Below are 23,758 nucleotides of genomic sequence, written 5' to 3' on the forward strand. Positions count from 1 at the left end.
TTCCTTGGTCCTGAAAGAGGGCTCAATAAATGCTATCGCTTAGGTGCTTATGGTATCAGAGCTACCTGCCTGGTGAGAGGTGGCATAAGCAGATGACTGAATTCAGATAATCTGACATACACCCACGCGCTACTGCCATCCGCCAGCTGCTTTTCGATCCGCTCATAGCGAATCCCCAGGCGTTCATAGCGGTCGAGCCGAGCCAGCTCCTGGTGCGTTACGGTTAACTTTAAACCCTCGACATGGCTCTCAGCTTGTCGCGTTAGGTTCAATCCATCACGCTCGTAACCTTCCAGTACGGCGGCTTCGGGGTTGCCGGACCCACCAAAAACGAGCCAGCGGATAGCTGCATAACGTAGCGTTCCATACACAAACAGCTGATGCGTGCGTTGCTCTACCGTCTGTCCGTCATCGGGGGGCGAATATAACCAGGGGCTTAACATCGTAAGCCACAGCCATGTGGCAGCTGCCAACACTAATAAACCCGCTATGCTGATCACTTTTTTGACCCAGGCCATTGGTTAACCTTTAATAACGTTGGATGTATAGCTTGGCGTGCGGTTTTAATCGAGGCAAGCCTTGAGCAATCTACTTAAGCAATGCGCCAGGGTTTGCTAGGATAATGGTTAGACCTTATCGGAGGAGCCTGTAATGAACCAGCCACTTCGTGATGATATGGATTTCCGAGCCTTTATTGGCGATGTAAAACCGCTGCCGCGTAGCAATCGCGCCGATGCAGGGAGTCGTCGACAAAGCCCCTCCGAAGCACAGCTTGCCAGGCGGGAAAGTGCTGAAGAAGCCATTGGCGAGCGTAACTTTCTATCCGATGACTTTGTCGATTTGCTGCCCCCCTTTGACCCTATTGAATATCGCCGTGAGGGCACCCAGCAGGGCGTCGTCGATAAGCTGAAGCACGGTGGGTATAGCGTGCAGGCCCAGCTGCACTTACTGCGGCGTCCGCTGGCTGAGTGTCGAAGAATGGTGTTTCCCTTTATTCAAGAGGCTTACGCCAACGACTTGCGCTCAGTAATGATTGTTCACGGCCGGGGGCGTGAACTGGATAGTCCCGCCAACGTTCTGCGCTCGTATTTAGCCAAATGGCTGAGCCAATTCGATGAAGTGCAGGCTTATGTATCCGCGCAACCTTCAGAAGGCGGCCTTGGCGCTACCTGGGTAATGCTGCGCAAAAGCGAGCGAGCAAAAGCCAATAACCGTGAGCGCCAGCAAAAGCGGCGGGGTTAAAGAATAATTCCAAGTCTCTGAGTATTAATGCGTTTCGCATATCTAGTTTTTTTCCTTATTTCATTTAAACTTTTCATTAAGTGCCTAAAAAGGCACTTAATGACTCATTTTTGCGCTTTAAGTCCAAATATAAGCACTTTTAAAATGGCCTCATTCTTTAATATGCTATTATAGGGGCTTAAAGAGCGTTTTTCGCTTTTAAGTACTTTTTAGAGGACTTTATGGGCATTGAGAGCATGTCGCCCTCTGCTTTGGTGGAAGAGCTGGGGCATCGCTTGAAGCAGGCACGTCTTAACCAGGATCTGACGCAGCAAGAAGTGGCTAAGCTTGCTGGCTTATCCAGAAAGGTGGTACTGAATGCTGAAAAGGGTAGGGCTCAGCTAGAGGCGTTCGTTGCCATTATGGTGGCCTTGAATTTGACAGCACAGCTGGATCACTTCTTGCCACAGCAAATGATTTCCCCCTTACAGCTCTCCAAACTCCAAGGCAAACAGCGCAAGCGTGCTTCTGGGCAGAGCACCATAGCTGACGGGGAGACGCTTGAATGGTAATGGAAGCTGCCGATGTTCACTATCTGAACCACTACGTAGGTGCGGTTAGTTTCGATACACGTACTGGTCATGGCGCATTTGAGTACGATACTTCGTTTATTAAGAGAGGTATCGAACTTTCCCCTTTGAAAATGCCGTTAGCCCGTAGAATATACGCGTTTCCTGAACTTGATTTTAAAACCTTTAAAGGGCTTCCCGGGCTAATTGCTGATTCTTTGCCCGATGATTTTGGTAACGCCGTATTGAATGCCTGGGTTGCCAGCAAGGGCGGGCAACCCAGTGATATTACGCCGCTTCAACGGCTGCAATATACTGGCAAACGTGGCATGGGGGCCCTGGAGTATTCGCCTGCAACGCGGCTAAAAAGCCTTAATGCCTCCAGCCAAATAGAAATAGCATCACTGGTAAGTATTGCCCAGGAAATACTGGATAACCGTGCTGGCTTTTCCGTAGAGCTCACGAAAGAGGGCCAAGATGATAGGGAAGCAATGATGGCACTGCTTTCTGTTGGAATGAGCGCAGGTGGCGCACGGCCTAAGGCCGTGTTGGCATTTAACCAAGATTTCTCCCAGGTGCGCTCAGGCCAAGCGGATGTGCCTAAAGGGTTTGCTCACTATTTAATGAAATTTGACGGTGTTAGCGAGCATAACCAAAACCGCGAGGTTTTCGGTGACCCGCTAGGTTATGGTGCTATGGAGTATGTGTACCACCTGTTAGCGAAATCCTGCGGTATCGAGATGATGCCTTGTCAATTATTGCAGGAAGGCAAACGCCGTCATTTCATTACTCAGCGCTTTGACCGTATCGGGAATCACAAGCGGCATATGCAGACGTTAAATGGCATTGCCCATGTAGATTATAAAAAACCAGGATCTTTTTCTTACGCAGAGTTATTTGGTGTTGCAAGACAGCTACGCCTCTCCGCAGAAGAGGCCGATCAGCTTTTCAGACGTATGGTGTTTAATATCGTGGCAAGAAACCATGATGATCACGCAAAAAACTTTGCTTTTATGCTGAAAGGAGAGCAGTGGTCACTCGCGCCAGCTTATGATCTTGCGTATAGCTATAAACCGGGAAGCCAGTGGGTTAACAGTCACTGGATGAGTTTGAACGGTAAGCGCGATCACTTTACGCGAGAAGATTTCTACTCGCTTGAAAAGCTCAGCCCACGCTTTACCCGGCCAAGAATCAACGCCATGATTGACGAAACGCTTGAACACGTTGCGCAATGGCACTTATTAGCGAAGGAGCACGAAGTACCTGTTTCATTGATAGACGAAGTAACTTCTCATCTTCGCCTGAAGCTGTAGACAATGCCGCAGTAAAAAACTGTTCATTTCAATAGAAAAAAACCGGCCAGGGCTGACGACCCTGGCCGGTTTTTTACAGAAATGCTAATTAGCGGCTTATTGGCTAGCGGCTGTCCAGCGACGTTCAAACAATGCCTGACGCTCTTCAACGTCCGTTTGGTAACGTACGCTAAAAGAATTCAGCAGGCGCAGCGCATCTTCAGGATGCTGATCATCGCGTAGTGCCATGGCGTTAAAGCCACAGCGGCGCATATAGTCGAGCTGGTCAACCAATACATCACCTACGGCACGTACTTCACCAGCGTACTCAAAGCGCTCACGCAGCAGGCGGGCGATGGAGTAGCCACGGCCATCGGTAAAGCTGGGGAAGTCGATTGCCACGGCGGGCAGCGGGTTCAGTTCAGCCGCCAGCTCAGCGTTAAGTTCGGTGTCGCTCAAGAGCAACGGCGCAAGCTCGTCATCCTGCTTGTTGGCCTGCCACAGCGCCAGCGGCACGAAGGCCGGACGCTGTTCGGGCAAATTAACGCCATCGTAAGACACGCACCAGGCATTTTCAGCCGCTAATTCGCCGTCAAGCAGAAGGTGATCAACGTGCACCGGAACCAGTGCTTCTTCAGTCGGGGTATCCACGTTATTTGGCATAAACACGCTCTTTAAAGGGTTTCAGGCCAATCCGGCGATAGGTGTCCAAGAAATGCTCGTCTTCGTGACGTTCGGCAACGTAGACCTGCAGCACCTTTTCGACCACTTCCGGAACGTCCTGGCGGAAGAAGGAAGGACCTAGAATCTTGCCCAGCGACACGTCGTCGGTAGAGTTCCCGCCAATCGATATCTGGTAAAACTCTTCGCCTTTCTTGTCGACACCTAGAATACCGATATGGCCCACATGGTGGTGGCCACAGGCGTTCATGCAGCCTGAAATATTAAGATCCAACGGACCCAGGTCATACAGGAAGTCCAGATCTTCAAAGCGTTCCTGGAGCGCCTGGGCGATAGGAATCGAAACCGCATTGGCCAAGCTGCAGTAGTCGCCGCCCGGGCAGCAGATAATATCGTTCAGCGTACCCACGGTGGGGTTGGCCATGCCCAGCGCTTCGAGCTCGTTCCACAGCGCTTCGATTTCATCGACGGGAACATCGGAAAGCACCAGGTTTTGCTCGTGGGTCACGCGCATTTCGCTAAAGCTATAGCGATCGGCTAGATCCGCCACGGCATCCATCTGATCAGCCGTGACATCGCCAGGGGCATGTTCACGCCGCTTGAGCGACAGGGTCACCGCTTTATAGCCAGCTACTTTGTGATCCGTCACGTTATTGGTCACAAAGCGTGCGAAGCTGCGGTTTTCGCTGCGCAAGCGTTCAAAATTAACCACGGCGCTCTCTGCCACCGGGCGACGTTCCGGCTCGGGGAAGTGGCCTTTGGCAACATCGATCGCTGCCTGATTGAGCGTCTGCGGGCCATCTTTTAAATGCGCCCACTCTTCATCAACGCGACGGCGATACTCTTCAATGCCCAGTGCTTTTACCAGGATCTTGATACGCGCCTTGAACTTGTTATCGCGGCGCCCGAACTGGTTGTAAACGCGGACACAGGCTTCAAGGTAGGTCAGCAGGTGTTGCCAGGGCAGGTCTTCACGCACCACCTCAGCAATCATGGGTGTACGACCCAGGCCGCCACCGGCTAGTACTTTAACGCGCAGCTCGCCTTCCTCGTTGCGCCATAGGCGCAGGCCAATGTCGTGTACCTGAATCGCCGCGCGATCTTTTGCGGCGCCAGTCACGGCAATTTTGAACTTACGCGGCAGGTAAGCAAATTCGGGGTGAAGCGTCGACCACTGGCGAATAAGCTCACACCAAGGGCGTGGATCTTCCACTTCATCGTTGGCGATACCTGCAAACTGGTCGCTGGTAGTATTACGGATGCAGTTACCACTGGTTTGAATGGCGTGCATCTGTACTTTCGCAAGCTCGGCCAGGATATCCGGCACGTCTTCCTGGGCAGGCCAGTTCAGCTGAAGGTTTTGGCGGGTCGTGAAGTGGCCATAACCTCGGTCGTACCGGCGAGTAATATCCGCCAGGGCGCGCAGCTGGTAGCTGGCTAGCATGCCGTACGGGATAGCGATGCGCAGCATCGGAGCATGCCTTTGGATATAAAGGCCGTTTTGCAAGCGAAGCGGGCGAAACTCTTCTTCTCCCAAACGTCCGGCCAAGTAGCGATCCATTTGATCGCGAAACTGAGCAACACGCTCATCAACCAGCGTTTGGTCGTGAATATCATAGCGGTACATGTGGCACGATCCTGCTAAAAAGCGAAATGGTCACGTTAAGACGGGCATTAATATAGTGTCACCTTAACGCGTGTCTCATATTCTACAAAAGAATATATAATTATCTTTTTATCGTTAAACGCTATTTAAAATATTTGGGGCCAGCCATCGGCGGCGCTGCCAGATCCATAAAAAGCCGATCGAATTTAAAAGCCGGTAAAATAGCTGCATTATCCAGACCCCAAGCAGCCCCTGTTCTAAACCAACGCCTACCCACCATGCAAGGGGAAGAAACACTAACCACTGCATGCTGAGTGTCAACATCATCACCGTTCGCTGAGCTCCCGCGCCCATAAGCGCCTGGGCAAGCACAAGGGCGGCGGCATCCAGAACGATCATCGCGCCGGTAATCTGCAAGGGCAGAGTGCCTAGCGCAACCAGCTCATGGCTTGAAAAGAAGATACCCAGTACCTGAGCGGGCATTACCAGCATGGGTAGCGCTAGAATCGCCAGCAGTAAGCCCGCCACGCGCAGCGCATCCAACCCCCAGCGATGGGCCGCTGCCTGATCATCACGCCCCAGGGCTTCACCCACCAGGCTCATGGCCGCGACACCCACGCCAACGCCCGGCAAAATCAGCAGAAGCGACAGATTAACCAGCACATGGCCCACGGCAACGCTGGCTGTACCTAAACGGCTTAATAACCAAAACAGTACTACGTAGCCGCCTGCAAAGCATACCTGCTGAAGCGAATGCGGGGCCGCCAGCGCAAGCGTCGAGCGTAGCGTTTGGAATGACAGCGAGCGCTTTAAAAAGCCGTTATCGCAGCGTTGTTGAAACGTCACGCCTAGCCAGATGAACAGCCCTAGAAATAAGGAAAGCGTCGTGCCTACGCCCGCGCCGCTAGCCCCGAGTTTAGGCAACCCCGCCAGGCCATAAATCAGCCCGCTGCTGGCGATAACGTTAAACACCTGAACGATGAGGATGATACGTAGATAGAGCTGCGTCTGCTGACGGCCATTCCAGTACCCGCGAAAGCACAGAGTTAAAGCAATGGCCGTCAGGGCAACCACGCGCCAGCGGAAGTAGTCGACGGCTACGCTATGAACATCGGACGTTTGGGTAATGAGATTGAGTAGGGCAGGCGCCTGCCACCAGGCAAGTAGCGAGAGAGGCAGGCCAATGGTCGTGCCAATTGCCAAGCCTGCCTGCAGCGGCTGAACGGCTCTATGACGGCCGGATTCAAGACGCTGGGATGTTTGTGACTGAACGCTGGAAGAAAGCCCAAACACCAGCGCGGTCATCATGAACATGCCGTAGCCGCCAACCCCAACGCCTGCCAGCGCCACCTGACCCAGGTGGCCGACCAGAGCCGCATCGATAATATTGAGCATGCTCTGAGAGAGCATGCCCAACATGATCGGTAACGCTAAGCGCATCACTTTGCCGTGACGCCGGGATGCTAATGCCATGCGAATCTAAAGCGGCAAATTAGCTGGGGTCGTAAGAGAGTACCGGCGAGAGCCAGCGCTCCATCTCCTCAAGCGGCATCTGCTTACGCTCGGCAATCGCTTCCACCTGATCGCGGGTGATCTTGCCTGTCGAGAAGTACTTTGACTGCGGGTGGGCGAAGTACCAGCCTGCAACGGCCGCGGCTGGCCACATGGCGTAGCTTTCGGTCAGCGTAAGGCCGGTGTTTTCTGTAGCGTTTAACAGCTTGAACAACGTGCCTTTTTCGGTGTGATCCGGGCAGGCCGGATAGCCGGGCGCAGGGCGGATACCTTGATACTTTTCGGCAATCAGCGCGTCGTTATCCAGCGTTTCTTCAGGTACATAGCCCCAGAACTCTTTACGCACCCGTTCGTGGATGCGCTCGGCAAAGGCTTCCGCCAGACGGTCAGTAAGTGCCTGTACCAAAATTGCGTTGTAGTCATCACCGGCGGCTTCATAGGCCTTGGTAAGTTCGTCAACACCGTGGCCTGTGGTGACTGCAAATCCGCCGATCCAGTCGGCCTTGCCGCTGTCTTTAGGTGCAATGAAGTCCGCGAGGCTATAGCAGATACCGTCGCGGCCCTTGGTGGTTTGCTGACGAATATGGTGAAGCCGTTCGATGACTTCGCTACGCGATTCATCGGCATACACCTCAACAACATCATCATCCACACTGTTGGCTGGCCATAGGCCGATAACGCCCCGGGCCTGAACGCGCTTCTCATCGACAAGCTTACGCAGCATGGCTTGCGCATCGGCAAACAGATTGCGTGCGGCTTCGCCAACCACTTCATCATTAAGGATTTTTGGGTACTTGCCTGCCAACTGCCAGCTCATAAAGAAAGGCGTCCAATCGATACGCTCGATCAGTTCTTCAAGGGCATAGTTATCAAACGTCTTGAGGCCCAGGAATTTAGGCTCAATCGGCGTCTGGGTATTCCAGTCAGTGCGGAAGCGGCGCTTGCGCGCCTGGGTGTAATCCAGGTCTGCCGCTTTAGGGCGGCGCTTGGCGTTACGCTCACGTACCTTGACATACTCTTCACGGATTTCCGCGACATACGCCGTTTTGAGATTCGGAGCGAGTAGTCGACCGGCGACACCCACCGCGCGAGAGGCGTCGGTCACGTAGATGACCGGGTGCTCATACTGCGGCTCAATTTTGACTGCGGTATGCGCTTTGGACGTCGTCGCGCCACCAATCAGCAGCGGCAGGTTCATGCCCCGGCGCTGCATTTCCTTGGCCACGTGGACCATTTCATCAAGCGACGGAGTAATCAGCCCCGAGAGGCCAATAATATCGGCGTTGTGATCGATAGCGGCTTGAAGAATTTTCTCGGCAGGCACCATTACGCCAAGATCAATCACTTCATAGTTATTACACTGCAGCACGACCCCAACGATGTTTTTGCCGATATCGTGAACGTCACCTTTAACCGTGGCCATGACAATTTTGCCCTTGGCCTGGGTACCTTCGCTTTTTTCCGCCTCGATATACGGGATTAGGTAGGCAACCGCCTGCTTCATGACCCGCGCGGACTTCACTACCTGGGGCAGGAACATTTTACCGGCGCCAAACAGGTCGCCGACGACGTTCATGCCATCCATCAGCGGCCCTTCAATGACCTCGATAGGACGCTCGGCCTGAACACGGGCCTCTTCGGTGTCATCTTCAATATACGCCGTGATGCCTTTAACCAAGGCATGCTCGATACGCTTGTTAACTGGCCAGCCGCGCCACTCAAGATCCTCTTTCTTGGCAGGGCCGCTACCGTCGCCCTTGTACTTGTCCGCCAGGTCGAGCAGGCGCTCGGTACCGTCGCTGCGCTTATTCAGCACAACGTCTTCTACGGCATCACGAAGCTCGGCAGGCAAGTCGTCGTATACCGCCAACTGCCCAGCGTTAACGATACCCATGCTCAAACCCGCACGGATGGCGTGATACAGAAACACGGAGTGGATCGCTTCACGTACCGGGTTATTGCCCCGGAACGAGAAGGAGACGTTGGAAACCCCACCAGAAATCATCGCATGCGGCAGGTTTTCATGAATCCACTGAGACGCCTCGATAAAATCGACGGCGTAGTTGTTGTGCTCTTCGATGCCCGTGGCAATGGCGAAAATGTTGGGGTCGAAAATGATATCTTCGGCCGGAAAGCCGATTTCATCGACCAGCAGGCGATAGGCACGCTCACAGATTTCAGTCTTGCGGGCGAACGTATCGGCCTGGCCATCCTCGTCAAAGGCCATGACCACGATAGCCGCGCCAAAGCGACGACACTTGGTGGCCTGCTCGCGAAACGCCGCTTCGCCTTCTTTTAAGGAAATCGAGTTAACAACGGCTTTGCCCTGTACGCATTTAAGGCCTGCTTCGATGATGTCCCATTTGGATGAGTCGATCATGATCGGCACGCGAGCAATATCCGGCTCGCCAGCGATCAGGTTCAGAAAGCGCACCATGGCTTCCTGTGACTCCAGCATGCCCTCATCCATATTGATATCGATGATCTGCGCGCCGCTTTCAACCTGCTCCAGCGCTACTTCCAGGGCCGTGGTGAAATCTTCTTCAACAATAAGCCGCTTGAAACGCGCCGAGCCCGTAACATTGGTACGCTCACCCACGTTAACGAATAAGGAGGCTGCATCAATATTGAAAGGCTCAAGCCCAGACAAACGGCAAGCGGGGCTACGCTCAGGAATTTGGCGTGGTGGCATGGGGCGCACCGCATCTGCAATGGCACGGATATGCTCAGGCGTTGAGCCACAGCAGCCGCCAATGATATTGACCAGGCCGCTCTCGGCAAACTCGCTGACGATAGACGCCATTTCCTCCGGTGTCTGATCATATTCGCCAAACTCGTTGGGTAGACCCGCGTTGGGGTGCGCGGAAACAAACGTATCGGCTTTGGTGGATAGCTCTTCAAGGTAAGGGCGTAACTCTTCAGCCCCAAGCGCGCAGTTTAGGCCCACTGATAGCGGCTGCGCGTGGCGAACCGAGTTCCAGAACGCTTCGGTCGTTTGCCCGGAAAGCGTCCGGCCCGAGGCATCGGTAATAGTGCCTGAAATCATCACCGGTAGACGCTTGCCCAGATCCTCAAACAGCACCTCAAGCGCATAGATCGCGGCTTTGGCGTTGAGTGTATCGAAGATGGTTTCGATCATGATCAGGTCAGCGCCGCCGTCGATCAGCGCTTGGGCGGCTTCGTAATAGTTTTCACGCAGCTCATCAAAGGTCACGTTACGCTTGGACGGGTCGTTCACATCCGGCGATAACGATGCAGTGCGTGAAGTAGGCCCCAATACGCCCGCAACGTAACGCGGCACGCCGGTTCCAGCGGCAACTGCGTCACATACTTCACGGGCCAAGCGTGCAGATTCGCGGTTAAGCTCGACAACGATGTCTTCCATGCCGTAGTCGGCCTGTGAAAGGCGCGTACTGTTAAAGGTATTGGTTTCAATAATGTCCGCGCCTGCTTCCAGATAGTCGCGGTGGATACGTGAGACCACGTCGGGGCAGGTGAGTGCCAGCAGGTCATTATTGCCTTTTAAATCCGACGGCCAGTCGCTGAAGCGTTCACTGCGAAAGTCTTCCTCGCTCAGCTGGGCATTTTGCAGCATGGTCCCCATACCGCCATCCAGAATGAGAATGCGTTGGGCAAGGCGTTGGGTGAGCGAGACGTTCAAATCACTAGCGGCCATAACAGGGGGAATTCTCCAGCGTCTTAATCGAATTTGGCGTTGGTTTTATCGTATCGATAACGAAACAGGCCAATATGATACCAAAGGCCGCCAGACACGGCAGCTATGAATGCAGTCTATGAAGTTTCCTTTGCTGGCCTTAGCTTAAATAGCCTACTAAAACAGTCGGGATTGTGTCGGCGCGCCGTTTTGCTTACCATAGCGTGAAAATGACATGTGAAGTGGTATTGCCACAGTTCACGGGAGGGAAATAGCCTCATGACCACGACTATCGAAGCACCCGGTATCGACATTACCGACAGCGCCCAGGAGTACCTTGCGGAATTGCTTGAAAAGCAAAACGTTGAGGGCATCGCCGTGCGTATCTTTATTACCCAGCCCGGCACGCCTTATGCAGAAACCTGCTTGGCATACTGCCGTCCCGGTGAAGAAGAACCCGCCGATGTTAAGCTTGAGCTTGAAAAGATCAATGTTTTTCTGGATAAAAACAGCTTAGCGTTTTTAGAAGAAGCCGTCGTTGATTTTAACGCCGATCGCATGGGTGGGCAGCTGACCATCAAGGCACCCAATGCCAAGATGCCCAAGGTGAATGCCGATAGCCCCTTGGAAGACCGTATCAACTACGTGCTGTACAGCGAAATCAATCCAGGGCTTGCTTCTCATGGCGGCGAAATCAAACTGATTGAGCTGACTGAACAGAAAATGGCCATTTTAGCCTTTGGCGGCGGCTGTCAAGGTTGCGCGGCAGTAGACTTAACCTTGAAGGATGGCGTTGAAAAAACTTTGATGGAGCGTATTCCAGAGCTTGCCGGAATCCGTGATGTTACTGACCACACTGATACCACCAACGCTTATTACCGCTAAACGATGTTGCCATAGCCTCAAAACCCAGCCTTTCGGCTGGGTTTTTTTATTTTATTTAGGTGCCTTTCAACAGTACCTACTGCGTTGAAAGCGTTTCTAGCACGCTTTACAAAAGCGTGTAATTATCCAATAAAGATTGAGCAAACCTTATACATGGACGTCGATTGAGCGTAAGGCTCAATGCCGGTGGTGGGTACCCGGCAAGCGGCTATCCCCAAGGAGACACCACCATTAATATTCAGCGCGCATTTTCAAATATCCATAAGCCTATCTTTTTTGGCTCACTAGGCCTGCTGCTAATCGTCACGCTGCCATTAATTGCCTTTCCCGAAATGGGCCGCGTGTGGGTAATGGCTGCGCAAGGGTTTGTCACTCAAAACCTCGGCATGCTTTACCAAACGATGGGCATCGCGTCACTGGGATTCATGATTTACATCGTGTTTAGTGATATTGGCCAGATCAAGCTCGGCGATGTCGACGCTGAGCCTGAATTCTCGCTATTTTCATGGGGCGCCATGCTGTTCGCGGCAGGGATTGGGGGCGCAGTGGTTTTCTGGGGCATGGTCGAGTGGATGTATTATCTGCAGAACCCACCGTTTCATGTTGAGCCCTTCTCCGAGGAAGCGACGGCATGGGCGGCTACCTATGGCATGTTCCACTGGGGGCCTATCGCTTGGTCTATTTATCTTGTGCCGGCACTGCCTATGGCCTACTTCCTCCATGTGCGTAAGCACAAGGTACTGCGTATCAGTGAAGCGATCCGGCCGGTTTTGGGTGAGAAGCTCGCGCGTAGTTGGCTGGGTAACATTATCGATATCCTGTTTATCTTTGGCATGCTGGGCGGTGGAGCGACCTCATTAGGCATTTTGGTACCGCTGATTAACCAGGGGTTAGGCAACCTGTTTGGCTTCACCCCTAACCCAGTCAGTCAGATCGGGGTATTGGTGGGTACTACTGCGCTATTTGCCATCAGTGCCTGGCGGGGCTTGAAAGGGGGCATTGAGATGCTCTCCGATATCAACATGTGGCTCGGCCTGGCGGTACTGCTGTTTGTGCTGACGGTAGGCCCTACCGTATTTATTCTGGACACGGGCCTTAACTCGATTGGATTAATGCTCAGCAACCTGATTCAGATGGCGACCTGGACAGAGCCGTTTGGCAACTTTGATGGTTTTGAAGAGACCGGTTTTCCGCAGGCATGGACGATTTTTTACTGGGCGTGGTGGCTGGTGTTTGCGCCCACCGTGGGTCTTTTTATTGCGCGTATTTCAAAGGGGCGGCGGATCAAGACCATGGTAGCGGGCTCGATTTTCTTTGGCTCCTTAGGTTGCGCGCTGTTTTTTATCATTCTGGGCAACTATGGCCTTTATCTGCAGCTATCAGGCACGCTGGATGTTATTCAGTTGATGAACGATCAGTCAGCAAACGTGGCCTTCTATGCGGTTCTCGCTGAACTGCCGCTTTCCTGGTTGGTCACCTTGGCGGTGGTGATTTTGCTGTCTATCTTCACCGCGACGACGTTTGACTCGATTGCTTATATTCTGTCATCCGCCGCGGAAAAGAATCTGGATAAGGAGCCGGCACGTTGGCATCGCCTGTTCTGGGCATTCACGCTTTCACTGTTGCCCATGTCGCTACTCTTTTTGGGCGGCCTTGAAACCCTGCAGACGGCGAGTATTGTGAGCGGGGTGCCGCTGTTGCTGATTGCGCTACTCTTGATGATCTCCATGGTGCGAGCGGCGCAGTATGATTTACGCTATCAACCCAATTACGAAGAGCCGGAGATCAATATAGAGGAGTTCCCGGAAAATGACCCCTGGACAGAAGAGGGCTCATGGGAAGTAACCGATGATGAAGGCTATCAAGAGAAAACCTAAAGCATGTAAACATGCACTAACTACACAAAGGCCACCCAAGCGGTGGCCTTTTTACTTAAGCAGTTTGGCTAAGCAGATTAGCGACACAGATTAATTATGCGGAGTGCTTCAGCCGTTGGCGTACCTTGGGCAGCATGCGTGATATGGCGGGAATCCGCAGGCACATTAATAGCGCGCCTGCCATGGCGTATAAAAACCACTCCTGCATATCGGCACGTACTATCCATAAGAAGTGCAGCAGCACTAGCGCTAATATAACGTAGATAAGCTTATGCAGTGTTTTCCAGCGCTTGCCCAGTTTGCGCATAGCCCAGCGGTTGGACGTGGCGCCAAGGGCGGCTAAGCCTAACAGCGCTAGCATGCCAACGATGATGTACGGTCGTTTAATGATTTCACTGCCTAGCTGGGCCCAGTTAAGCCCCAGAATAAACAGCACGTAGCAGACCAGGTGTAAAAAAGCGTAGGCGAGCGTCCAAAGGCCCAACTGACGACGGATAACGCTAAAGCCTTTCCAGCGTGTCAGCTTGGTCAGTGGCGTAAGTGTCAAGGTAAGCAGCAGTAGCCATAAGGCGGCTTGGCCTATATTTAACAGCAAATAGCGCCCAGGTTCTGGGCCCGCCATATTGTTGGCAACCTGCAAGCTCCACCAGCCCAAAGGCACCAAGGCGCCAATGAAAACACCTATTCGCCATAGCGTAATAAAATAAGTCGGCATAGGCATTAGTAGTGGGTCCGAAGATCCATGTCAGCGTATAAGCTGGCTACTTCATCGCCATAACCATTGAACATGCGCGTATCGATGATATTGGTATTGAACAGGCTGTTAGGTAAGCGGCGCTCGGTTGCCTGGCTCCAGCGGGGATGATCGACTTCTGGGTTCACGTTGGCATAGAAACCATATTCATTGGCGGCGATCTGCTGCCACGAATTAAGCGGCTCCTCCTCAACAAGTGAAATGCGCACAATCGACTTGATGCTTTTAAAACCATACTTCCAAGGCACTACCAGGCGCAGCGGTGCACCGTTTTGATTGGGAAGCTCTCGTCCGTACATACCCATGGCGAGAAAACTAAGCGGGTGCATCGCCTCATCAAGGCGTAGACCCTCCACATAGGGCCAGTCGATAAGGCCAAAAGAGGAACGCTGACCCGGCATCTGCTCAGGATCCACCAGCGTTTCAAAGCGTACGTACTTGGCCTTTGAGGTTGGTTCTGCGCGCTGTATAACGTCGGCCAGCGAGATGCCCAGCCAGGGAATGACCATCGACCAAGCTTCCACGCAGCGTAGCCGGTAAATACGCTCTTCAAATTGGGAAGGCTTGGCGATATCTTCAAGGGCGAAGCGTCCTGCGTTATTGACTTCACCATCAATCACCACGCTCCAGGGCTGGGTGACCAGTGATCCCGCTTTTCGGGCAGGGTCGCTCTTGCCGGTACCAAACTCGAAAAAATTGTTATAGCCGCTGGCATCGGCAAAGGGCGCCATTTTGTCCTGGCTGGGGTCGCTAGGCACGATAGCTTGCCATTCGGCCGCATCACGTTTGGCCTTGAACCACTCAGGAGCATCCCCTTCAGGAACATCGGCATAGTCAGAAGGCTGCTCCTGGGCCGTGGCATTGCCTGCTAACGCCAAACCAGCGCCGAGGCCCGCAAGCCCACCCATAAAGCGTCTGCGCGATAGATAGATCGACTCAGGAGTAACCTCCGATTCGTGCAAGTCACTGGGCTTGGCAATTTTTATCAGCATGGTGATGCTCCGGCCAGTCATCACTTGTCGCGTAGAGCGATAAAGCACTGAGTGGCTCTAAAAGTGACGGGCCATTGATAAGTGGATCTAGACATAATGCCTTCTCTATAAATAGCCTAGGTAATGTCTCAAGGCGTAAATTAGAATTCAACGCAAATGCCTTAAATGTTCTGGTTGGCCGTTAGGTTTTAAGTAATTTACTCATCGCCTTTGGGCTGCTTTTCTCTGACGTTTATAGACGCAGGTAGTTCAGAAAGCTGTTGCTGTAGCGCGGCCATCTGCTGAGCCATTTCGCTCTGCCATTCGCGCTCAATATTTGCCTGTTCTGCTTGCTGCTTGCTGCTGGCCTGGGCGTCAGTCAATTGCTGGCTTAGTGACGCCAGGCGCTCTTCCAGTGTCGTAATGTGCTGCTCAAGCTCTTTTGATTGCTGGGCGTATTTGGTTGCCTGAGTCTGCTGTTCGAGTAGATCGTTGCGATTAAGCTTTAGCTCCTCGGTTAACGCCTCAATACGCTGCTGTTTCTGATGCAGCCGTTTCTGCGAGGATTTTTCTTCCTGGGCGCGCTCTTGACGAGCTTCGTCCAGCATTGTCATTAACCTTCCCTCGGCGTTTTCATTGCGCTGTTCTTCTTGAGCCAAGCGTTTTTCCCAGGCGCTCTGCTGATCTTTTAACTCAGCGACATGCTGCTGAGTAAGCGTCGCATTGTGTTGCTGCAGTGCTTCGTGGGCTTTTTTCAGCTGCTGGCTTTCTGCCCGTCCCTCATTAGCGGCTTGAAGCAAATGCTGTTCATTTGCCTGGCTCGCGGCAAATTCGCGGTTAAGTGCTTCCAGGCGCTGCTCTGTATGGCGGAGATGGTCGGCCAGGGCGCTCTCACGCTGCTCTGCATTGGCGGCCAAGTGGGCGGCATCGATAGCCGCTTGCTGGGCTTCTTCTACCTGACGGTTTGCCTCCTCTCGATAGTGGGCCAGCGCTTGGTTGGCGACATCCTGCGCTTCACGCCATAGCTCACTGGCCACGTTGACCACAACTTCAGGAACGCCTTTAGGCGGCGGAATATCCCTGTTCTGCTCACGCTCGGTGCGCCAATGGCGGAAGTGTTCACTAATCGTAGTAAAGCTTCCTGTTCCTAATACCTCGCGGATTCTTTGCACGCTTGGCGTATCACCGCGGGTTAAGAGCGTATCAATTGCCTGCTGAACATCACTGTACTGAATGCCACTGCGCGCCATGCTCTTTGCCTTCCTGAATAGATTACTAAATAACGCTATTTTCTGCGTAATTGCTTACAAACACAATAATTACGTTATATGTAATACGTAATAATATTTATCAATACATGAATAAATTCAAGATTACTCTTATTATCTTGAATTTAATGAATCATATCGCCATACTTACAACCCTAGAAAAACAAACACATGGAATTTAAAACGGCATAGTGCTCATTAGCGCTGCTGATTAAGGAAAAGACCCGGTTATGACGCAATTAGGCGTAATTATTGAGCAAAATGAGGCTTTTCTAGCGCAAAATGGGGCAGGGCAGCCCATCGCATCGGCGCGGATAGACGCCGCTGACGATGCTCAAGCCGTTGCGGCATGGCTCGCCGAGTATCAAGACAGTCCGCAAACGTGGAAAAGTTACCGCCGTGAAGCCGAACGGCTACTGCTTTGGCTAGGCAACCAGCAGCAACCGCTAACCGCCATGAACCGTGAAGCTCTGCGCCAATTCGAAGCGTTTCTAGCAGATCCACAGCCAGCCAATCAGTGGGTAGGGCCTTCAAAGCCTCGTTACCACCCAGACTGGCGGCCATTTAGGGGGCCGTTATCGCCAGCCAGTCGGCGGCAGAGCTTGATTATTTTGCAGGGGCTATTCAGCTGGCTGGTGGAAGCCGGGTGGGTAAATCACAACCCATTTCGGCTAATGCGCGACAAATCCCGTCGCTTAAACAATCAGTCGTCGCGTATTGAGCGCTATCTTGAACGCGACCTGTGGGAATGGCTGTGGCAATGGCTTAATAGGCCTTTAACTCCTGCTAATAGTGGAAAGCGTGCTGAGTACGAGCAGGCCAGACGCCGGTTTATTTTTGGCTTTGCTTATTTGCTGGCACCTCGCATCAGCGAAATAGCGGATGCGCGAATGGGCGATTTTTATCAAGCAGAAGGGCGCTGGTGGTGGTCCGTAGTAGGTAAGGGGAGTAAGTTAGCGCGTGTTCCTTTACCCGATGATATGCAGATATGTTTGGCTGATTGGCGGCAGGCATTAGGGCTTGAGGATAAGCCAGCGCATCTGGATGAAACGCCTGCCGTTCGGGCATTGGATGGGCGGCGCAGTATTGGCCATAATCAGCTATATCGGCTAATTCGAGATACGTTTACGGAGGCGGCCAATGCGCTTGAAATGGAGGATGGCTCGCCTGCTTATGTGGCGGCGCTGCGCAAGGCAACGCCGCACTGGTTGCGCCACACTTCGATTACCCATCAGGCACAGGCCGGAATCAGTTTGCGCCATCTGGCCGAAAGCGCTCGCCATGCACGCCTGGATACTACGTCGCGCTATCTGCACACCGAAGATAATGAGTGGCACCAGGAACAGCAGCGCCATCGGCTTACGCTATAAAGCTAATTTCAAAAGCAAAGCTATCCACGCAAGGTGCGTTGAACCCGTATAATGATGCGACGTTTTTAAATCGAATGTAAAAAGGAACGAGTATGAGCACTTCCGGCGCCGAACAGGCCCAGCAGGAGCTAATCGAAGATTTTGAAATGTTTGATAACTGGATGGACCGTTATCAATACATTATCGATATGGGCAAGCAGCTCCCTGATTTTCCAGAGGAGTGTAAAACAGAAGAATTCAAGATACAGGGCTGCCAGTCAAACGTATGGATGCGCCATGACGTTCAAGGTGATCAGCTAATTTTTAACGCTACCTCGGACGCGGCCATTGTGTCTGGGCTTATTGCGGTACTACTGCGTATTTATAGCGGGCGTACCGCGGCTGAAATTCGCACAACGGAGCCGCATTTTCTAACGGATTTGGGGCTGGATAAGCATTTGTCACCGACACGCAGCAATGGCCTGCATGCCATGCTGGAACGTATTTACCTGGTTGCCCAGCAAGGATAATTGGAACGCTCAGAGGCGAGGATGGTGGTTACAGCAAGAGGAGGGCGGTGACTGCTCGTCATCCTCTTTGCATAGCTGTTCACTGCGTCCGCCGGGGACCGGGTCCATGCCGCCGGGATTGCCGGGGTGGCATTTGATAATTCGCTTGATCGCCATCCATCCGCCCTTAAGCGGGCCATGAACCTGGATAGCTTCAATAGTGTAGGATGAGCAGCTGGGCCAAAACCTGCAGCGCGGGCCAAGCAGTGGGCTGATAACATACTGATAGGTGCGCACAGCGCCCACCATTAAGCTAATGATCAACTGACGTAAGATCCTGCCTGCCGCCCGCGCCCAGTAAATCACTACTGTTTACCGTAAAGCTCATCAGGATTGATAAGCGGCTCGCTATTAATGGTGGCGTGTTCATGCGTTAGCGAGAGATAAAAGCAGCTTCGCCGACCGGTATGGCAGGCAGGGCCGGTTTGTTCTACCTGCAGTAAAAGCGTATCGCCATCGCAATCAAGAGCGGCTGATTTTAAATGCTGTTGCTGTCCTGATGACTCACCTTTGCGCCAGAGCTTTTTACGTGAACGCGAGTAGTAGCACACCCGGTGGGTATTAAGCGTTTCTTCCAGCGCTTCGCGGTTCATCCAGGCCATCATTAACACTTCTTGCGTATCATGCTGCTGGGCGATGGCGGGTAGCAATCCATCAGCATTGAAACGCACGGCATCAAGTAACGTGGCGGTGGCAGGCAGCTCATCTTGCGGAGAAGCCGACTCAAGTGCCTTAAATAGCTTATCGGTCGGCTGTTGATCAAAACGGGACATAAAGATTATTCACTTTTGGCTCGGCAGTTTTGGCAAAGGCCCTGCAATTCAATTGTTTGCCGCTCAACACTAAAGCCTTGTCGGTTAGCAAACACTGCTAGCTGGTCGCTTACTTCATCTAAATGCAGCTCTTCAACATAACCACAATTACGGCAAATCAGCAGCTGGAAGCCGTGAATATGCTCAGGGCAGGCACATGCCACGTAAGAATTTTGTGACTCAATGCGGTGCACCAGCCCCTGGTCGATCAAAAATTCAAGCGCGCGATAGACCGTAGGGGGGCGAGCGGCCGCATGCTCAGTTGAGAGCTGATCCAGCAGGTCGTAGGCTTTCAAGCCGCCACCATTATTAGCAATCAGCTCAAGTACACGGCGACGAATCGGGGTAAACCGAACGCCGCGGCTATGGCACTGTGATTCCGCTTGTTGAAGTAGCGTATTCGCTTCAGTCATTGGAGCACTCATTAAACGTCATCACTCTAGTCTACGCGCTTGATAGAGTTGTGTCAGAGGTTTCTACCAGCTCACTTTTACGGGCAAAGTGATGCTGGGCAAACGCCACACGCTCTTCAACGGCGACTCCTTCAGGCTGACGTTCAATCAGATCAAGCCGACGGCGCAAACCTTCGCCATTGGTCATTTGAATCGCAAGGCCAGGGCGCGCATTTAACTCAAGCAGCATGGGTCCATGTTGCCGATCCAAAACCATATCCGTGCCCAAGTAGCCCAGGCCGGTCATTTCATAACAGCCTGCTGCCAGGTTTAACAAGGTGTCCCACTGGGGAACCACCAGGCTTGCCAAGTCATGACCTGTATCGGGGTGGCTAAAGCAGGGGCGGTCAAACTGAACACCACGCAGGGCTTCGCCGGTGGCGATATTCAAACCCACTCCTACGGCGCCCTGGTGCAGGTTGGCTTTACCATCGGAGGCGGCAGTCGATAGCCGCATCATTGCCATGACGGGATAGCCTTTGAATACGATAACCCGGATATCCGGCACGCCTTCGTAGGTATAGGCCATCAGGCTTTCTTCGAAATTAATCAGCGTTTCGATAATCGCCACATCGGGTGAGCCGCCCAGCGAATATAGCCCTGAAAGGATGTTGGAAACATGGCGCTCCACGTCTTCAAGGGTCTGTTGCGCACCACTGGGCTTCACGAACTGATTATCGACGACTTTTTCGATAACCAGAATGCCTTTGCCGCCACTGCCTTTGGCAGGCTTGATCACAAACCCGTTATGGCCAGTGAGCATATCGCCAATATGTTTGACGCCAAACTGCGTGCCAACGGTGCCAATCAGTTCAGGCGTAGTGATGCCATACTGCTGTGCTAACAGCTTGGTTTTCAGTTTGTCATCGACCAGCGGATAAAGGCGGCGTGAATTATAGCGGCCGATGTAACGAATATTACGCCGGTTCATCCCGATGATACCCTTATCCCGCAACCGCGTTGGCCACGTCCAATTCTGCAGCCAACTCATGATGGCTTCTCATCGTCGGTGATCGGCTTAAAGCGACGTAGTTCCAGCAAGCGGTAGCCGGTGTAGTTACCCAGCAGCAGAATAAGCGCCATTAAAATCAGTTGAACACCCAGGAAATTAAAGGTGATGTGGCGCACCCAGGGATTGTTCATAGCCAAGTAGGCGAGTACAGCGGTTAATAAGCTGCCGCCCCCTTGGATGAGTACCTGTTTGGGGCCTTCTTCTTCCCAGAGAATCGACATCCGTTCAATAGTCCAGGCCAGGATGATCATGGGGAAAAAGGTAACCGTAAGCCCGGCACTTAGACCCATGCGATACGCCAATACGGTAAAAATAGAGATAATGGCGATAACCGTTATGATGACTGCCGAGACCCTGGCCACCAATAGAAGGTTTAGATAAGATAAATAGTTACGAATAACTAAACCAACTGCAACGATAAGCAGAAAGCCGATCAGGCCGGTAAGCAGCGTTGTTTGAATAAAGGCGAGGGCAATAAGCACCGGCATAAACGTGCCCGATGTTTTGATACCCACCAATACGCGCAAGAACACTACCACCAGCGCACCAATCGGTATTAGTAGAATAGTTTGGAAGAGCGCCTGCTCTTCAAGCGGTAGGCTGTGAATTGAGAAATTCACCAGCGTATCGTCAGAGTAGTGGTTACGCACCGCCGCCGAGGCCGGTTGATAGTGCGTAAGCATGGAGAACATCACCCGCGAGTTAGTGCCGCCTTCAACTTCCAGTACCGCGCGGCCACCAGTTTCCCACAGCAGCAAGTTTTCAGGCTGACCCTGCTCTCCAGTGACAGGATTGAAGAGCGCCCATTGATTAGCAGGTTCATCAAAGACCTGGATCCAACTGCTCAAGGCTTGCCGGCGGCGGCCATCTTCAAGCAGTAGGCCACTGACTTCACGGGCTTGCACACCCGCTTGATTGAGCAGTCGCACTATTAGCGTTGAGGGAGCTTCTTGGGTAAGCAGGAGTCGAGCATTTTCACCCTGACGCTCGCCGTTTATATCAAGAATAAGCTCACGTGCAAACGTGGCGTTATTAGCGCTACGTGCCCATGCTCTATCAATTAGCTGGCTAGCTGCAGAGTCATAAGGGCTTTCCCAGGGCGTTGACGACGTTAGCCCCGGCGGTGTTTGTATGGGAGGACGTGCATCAGGTGAAACTAACATTTGTACGGAGTAGTAAAGCTGCTGACTACCCGCCGCGTCCCGAATGGTCCATTGTGCCTGACGACCTAGCTCATCCGCCTGATATGCTAAGCCATAGCCAGAAGAGGCGGTATTTTCGGTAAGCACCCGAAAGCCTGTCTGGTGAGAGGGTAGCGCTAGATCAACCTGTACCGGGCCATTTTGAGCATTGAAGTTAATCACCGCCTCAATTTCCCACACCTGGCGCTGTTCGCCTGGTACCCAAGGAATTTCAAACTGAAGATGCCTATGCACACTGGTGGCAATACCTGCCACCAGAAGTAAACCTACAATGATATAAAACGGAAGCCGGGACATGAAAATTCCTTTTAGCGAAAAGCGGCGGGGGAGCGCGGTTACTCTTCGGTATCGTCTTGATCAACCGCTTCGTCTTCAGCGGCTTGTTCAGCGGGTTCGCCACCAGGAAATTCCGGGCGCTCATGAATGTAGTTTTGCGCCACATCAATGATCGCAATATCCATCAGGAAACGACGACCCAGCAGTACCGGATAATCCAAATGGGTGCGATCGTTTAAGGTAAACTGAACGTTTTCGCGGATGGGGCCAAGCGTCATCAATAAGGAAATCACTGGGCGCGATGCTTCGCCGGAAGCTTGCACTATACGTACACGACGCTCGACAGGCGCTTCAATCCACTCATCACGCAGTGATTCCACAACAACGTCATCGTCATTGAGGGCCAGCTTGAAGCGTACCCAATCTTCGCCGTCACGCTCGAACCGGGTAATCTCAGAGGCTGACAAGGATGACGTGTTGGCACCAGAATCGACGCGGGCTTTTAAATAGGTACCGATACTGGGTAAACCGACCCATTCGTTACGGCCCAGCGTGGCCTTGGTTTCAAGAGACTCATCAATATTACACTCTTCGCGAATAACAATCGGCTCTTCGCCGCGAGCCTCAAGCTCTTGTATATCACTGCGTAACAGACGCACAAGACTTCCAACCTCACGAACGTCGGCTGTCAGAGTCTTTTGCTGGCTGAGCTGCTGGTCTTGATGCTGTGCGTTAGCACCGCATTGCTGCGTTAGCGTGTCTTGCAGTTCGAGTATTCGCGAATTAAACGACGCTTCGCTTAATGGCGGTGGTTCATTTGATTCTGGCGGCTGTAGGGCACAGCCTGAGAACAAAAGTGATAAACCAGCCATCAGCCACAAAACACCTGGGCGCATAACGAGTGACATCCTTGAAAAATAAAAAGGAATGATAAGGAGATGGGGGACTAGTGTCCAACGACATCACATTATTTCGAGTATCTTAATTACGCAAAGTGATTCAATATAATTAGCCTGAAAGACTGGGCCTAGCGTCAACATCCTCGCACTTACGGAAGGTTACATTGTGGCGGAGGCGCAAACTATTGCTATCCAACATTTCTATACCATCCAATTCAACGCTAAAGCTAGTAGACATGCACTATGCTGCAAAAAAATACAACGACAGGGACTGTTAGATGCTGAGTAAAAAATTTAACTTACCTTCGGTCATTCTTATTGTGGAAGATCAAGCCTCTGACGCGCTTGCCCTAGGAGAGCTAGTACGAGATCTAGGTGACGTTTATATAGCCAGCAATGGCTTTTCGGGTCTGGCTATGGCAAAAGAGGCCAAACCAGACCTTGTGCTTTTGGACATTGAAATGCACGGGATGGATGGTTTTGCGGTTTGCAAAGCATTGAAAACCGACCCTGATTTATGCAATGCAGCTGTCATTTTTGTTACCTCGCATGCCGAAACGGGCAATGAGTTGCGTGCGCTGGAATATGGGGGCATTGGCTTTATCCGTAAACCACTAAATTTTCCTGTGGCAAGAGCGCATATAAAAGCACACCTGGCATTACGAAGTGAGGCAAAGAGACTAACCCACCATGATGCGCTGACAGGCTTACCAAATCGAATTTTACTTCAGGAGCGCTCAGAACAAGCCTTGAACATTGCGCGTCGTAATCACAGTCGCGTAGCAATGTTGTTATTAGATCTAGATAATTTCAAAGGTATGAATCGCCCCGGGTTTCGTAGACACCTCTAGGCCTTATACTAAAGGTACCTAGGAGGATCCATGAGCCGTCCCCGT

General features: G+C 52.4%; 22 protein-coding genes. 8 read left to right on the forward strand and 14 right to left on the reverse strand.

Features of this window, described 5'->3' with window-relative positions; translation table 11 throughout:
• Window positions 1-47: 47 nt before the first annotated feature.
• Entirely contained in the window at window positions 48-518 is a 471-nt protein-coding gene (locus INT33_RS16565) for a gamma-glutamylcyclotransferase family protein (protein WP_192539429.1), read from the reverse strand.
• A gap of 133 nt (window positions 519-651) precedes the next feature.
• Between INT33_RS16565 and smrA the strand changes: the two genes are divergently transcribed.
• The 3 genes from smrA (at window position 652) to INT33_RS16580 (ending at window position 3,103) form a co-directional block, all read left to right on the forward strand.
• Window positions 652-1,242 (forward strand): DNA endonuclease SmrA, encoded by a 591-nt coding sequence (smrA, locus tag INT33_RS16570; RefSeq protein WP_192539428.1) that lies wholly within the window; start codon window positions 652-654, stop codon window positions 1,240-1,242.
• A 221-nt stretch (window positions 1,243-1,463) separates the two neighbouring features.
• On the forward strand, window positions 1,464-1,793 hold the full coding sequence (locus INT33_RS16575; RefSeq protein WP_192539427.1) for a helix-turn-helix transcriptional regulator: 330 nt from the start codon (window positions 1,464-1,466) through the stop codon (window positions 1,791-1,793).
• The gene (locus tag INT33_RS16580; protein ID WP_226940241.1) at window positions 1,793-3,103 is read left to right on the forward strand and encodes a type II toxin-antitoxin system HipA family toxin; all 1,311 of its coding nucleotides are present in this window, start codon (window positions 1,793-1,795) and stop codon (window positions 3,101-3,103) included. Before INT33_RS16575 ends, INT33_RS16580 begins: the two co-directional genes overlap by 1 nt.
• Before the next feature lie 96 nt (window positions 3,104-3,199).
• On the opposite strand, the gene INT33_RS16585 is transcribed toward INT33_RS16580, so the two are convergent.
• From INT33_RS16585 to metH, 4 genes are all read right to left on the reverse strand, one after another.
• On the reverse strand, window positions 3,200-3,745 hold the full coding sequence (locus INT33_RS16585) for a DUF934 domain-containing protein (protein ID WP_192539425.1): 546 nt from the start codon (window positions 3,743-3,745) through the stop codon (window positions 3,200-3,202).
• Window positions 3,735-5,390, reverse strand: a complete 1,656-nt coding sequence (locus tag INT33_RS16590; RefSeq protein ID WP_018916148.1) for a nitrite/sulfite reductase — start codon at window positions 5,388-5,390, stop codon at window positions 3,735-3,737. The genes INT33_RS16585 and INT33_RS16590 overlap by 11 nt, the downstream gene beginning before the upstream one ends.
• Before the next feature lie 114 nt (window positions 5,391-5,504).
• Window positions 5,505-6,842, reverse strand: coding sequence for an MATE family efflux transporter (locus INT33_RS16595; RefSeq protein ID WP_193092452.1), 1,338 nt, complete (start codon window positions 6,840-6,842; stop codon window positions 5,505-5,507).
• A gap of 19 nt (window positions 6,843-6,861) precedes the next feature.
• Window positions 6,862-10,557 (reverse strand): methionine synthase, encoded by a 3,696-nt coding sequence (gene metH / locus INT33_RS16600; protein ID WP_193092453.1) that lies wholly within the window; start codon window positions 10,555-10,557, stop codon window positions 6,862-6,864.
• 258 nt (window positions 10,558-10,815) lie between these two features.
• Between metH and nfuA the strand changes: the two genes are divergently transcribed.
• Together nfuA and INT33_RS16610 are read left to right on the forward strand one after the other, a co-directional pair.
• On the forward strand, window positions 10,816-11,421 hold the full coding sequence (gene nfuA, locus INT33_RS16605; RefSeq protein ID WP_018916145.1) for a Fe-S biogenesis protein NfuA: 606 nt from the start codon (window positions 10,816-10,818) through the stop codon (window positions 11,419-11,421).
• A gap of 164 nt (window positions 11,422-11,585) precedes the next feature.
• Window positions 11,586-13,298 carry a BCCT family transporter gene (locus tag INT33_RS16610; protein WP_193092454.1) on the forward strand — a complete coding sequence of 571 codons (1,713 nt, stop codon included), beginning with the start codon at window positions 11,586-11,588 and terminating at the stop codon, window positions 13,296-13,298.
• A gap of 94 nt (window positions 13,299-13,392) precedes the next feature.
• On the opposite strand, the gene msrQ is transcribed toward INT33_RS16610, so the two are convergent.
• The 3 genes from msrQ to INT33_RS16625 all read right to left on the reverse strand — a co-directional run bounded on the left by msrQ (window position 13,393) and on the right by INT33_RS16625 (window position 16,273).
• Window positions 13,393-14,019: a protein-methionine-sulfoxide reductase heme-binding subunit MsrQ gene (msrQ, locus tag INT33_RS16615; protein ID WP_193092455.1), complete on the reverse strand. Its 627-nt coding sequence runs from the start codon at window positions 14,017-14,019 to the stop codon at window positions 13,393-13,395.
• Entirely contained in the window at window positions 14,019-15,044 is a 1,026-nt protein-coding gene (msrP, locus tag INT33_RS16620; RefSeq protein ID WP_192539026.1) for a protein-methionine-sulfoxide reductase catalytic subunit MsrP, read from the reverse strand. Before msrP ends, msrQ begins: the two co-directional genes overlap by 1 nt.
• Before the next feature lie 197 nt (window positions 15,045-15,241).
• Window positions 15,242-16,273 carry a DNA-binding protein gene (locus INT33_RS16625; protein ID WP_193092456.1) on the reverse strand — a complete coding sequence of 344 codons (1,032 nt, stop codon included), beginning with the start codon at window positions 16,271-16,273 and terminating at the stop codon, window positions 15,242-15,244.
• 248 nt (window positions 16,274-16,521) lie between these two features.
• Here INT33_RS16625 and INT33_RS16630 point away from each other — a divergent pair, with 248 nt between their 5' ends.
• Both INT33_RS16630 and INT33_RS16635 read left to right on the forward strand, forming a co-directional pair.
• Window positions 16,522-17,661, forward strand: a complete 1,140-nt coding sequence (locus INT33_RS16630) for a tyrosine-type recombinase/integrase (RefSeq protein ID WP_193092457.1) — start codon at window positions 16,522-16,524, stop codon at window positions 17,659-17,661.
• Window positions 17,662-17,753: 92 nt separating this feature from the next.
• The gene (locus INT33_RS16635) at window positions 17,754-18,170 is read left to right on the forward strand and encodes a SufE family protein (protein ID WP_192539023.1); all 417 of its coding nucleotides are present in this window, start codon (window positions 17,754-17,756) and stop codon (window positions 18,168-18,170) included.
• A 9-nt stretch (window positions 18,171-18,179) separates the two neighbouring features.
• Here the strand turns inward: INT33_RS16635 and yidD are convergent, their stop codons facing one another.
• From yidD to INT33_RS16665, 6 genes are read right to left on the reverse strand one after another with little or no spacing between them, the layout of a single operon-like run.
• A complete protein-coding gene (gene yidD / locus INT33_RS16640; protein ID WP_225736252.1) occupies window positions 18,180-18,458 on the reverse strand; it encodes a membrane protein insertion efficiency factor YidD in 279 nt (92 codons plus the stop codon).
• A gap of 56 nt (window positions 18,459-18,514) precedes the next feature.
• Window positions 18,515-18,982, reverse strand: coding sequence for a phosphoribosyl-AMP cyclohydrolase (gene hisI / locus INT33_RS16645; protein ID WP_192539021.1), 468 nt, complete (start codon window positions 18,980-18,982; stop codon window positions 18,515-18,517).
• 5 nt (window positions 18,983-18,987) lie between these two features.
• A complete protein-coding gene (locus INT33_RS16650) occupies window positions 18,988-19,434 on the reverse strand; it encodes a transcriptional repressor (RefSeq protein ID WP_192539020.1) in 447 nt (148 codons plus the stop codon).
• A gap of 31 nt (window positions 19,435-19,465) precedes the next feature.
• The gene (locus INT33_RS16655) at window positions 19,466-20,464 is read right to left on the reverse strand and encodes an alpha-L-glutamate ligase-like protein (RefSeq protein ID WP_192539019.1); all 999 of its coding nucleotides are present in this window, start codon (window positions 20,462-20,464) and stop codon (window positions 19,466-19,468) included.
• Complete coding sequence (locus INT33_RS16660; protein WP_193092458.1) at window positions 20,461-21,984, reverse strand: inactive transglutaminase family protein; 1,524 nt, start codon at window positions 21,982-21,984, stop codon at window positions 20,461-20,463. Before INT33_RS16660 ends, INT33_RS16655 begins: the two co-directional genes overlap by 4 nt.
• 38 nt (window positions 21,985-22,022) lie before the next feature.
• Complete coding sequence (locus tag INT33_RS16665; protein ID WP_193092459.1) at window positions 22,023-22,859, reverse strand: ATP-dependent zinc protease family protein; 837 nt, start codon at window positions 22,857-22,859, stop codon at window positions 22,023-22,025.
• 281 nt (window positions 22,860-23,140) lie between these two features.
• On the opposite strand from INT33_RS16665, the gene INT33_RS16670 reads away from it, so the two are divergent.
• On the forward strand, window positions 23,141-23,713 hold the full coding sequence (locus INT33_RS16670) for a response regulator (RefSeq protein WP_193092460.1): 573 nt from the start codon (window positions 23,141-23,143) through the stop codon (window positions 23,711-23,713).
• Window positions 23,714-23,758: the final 45 nt, after the last annotated feature.

The sequence above is a fragment of the Halomonas colorata genome (genome assembly GCF_014897985.1).
Taxonomy (GTDB): Bacteria; Pseudomonadota; Gammaproteobacteria; order Pseudomonadales; family Halomonadaceae; genus Vreelandella; species Vreelandella colorata.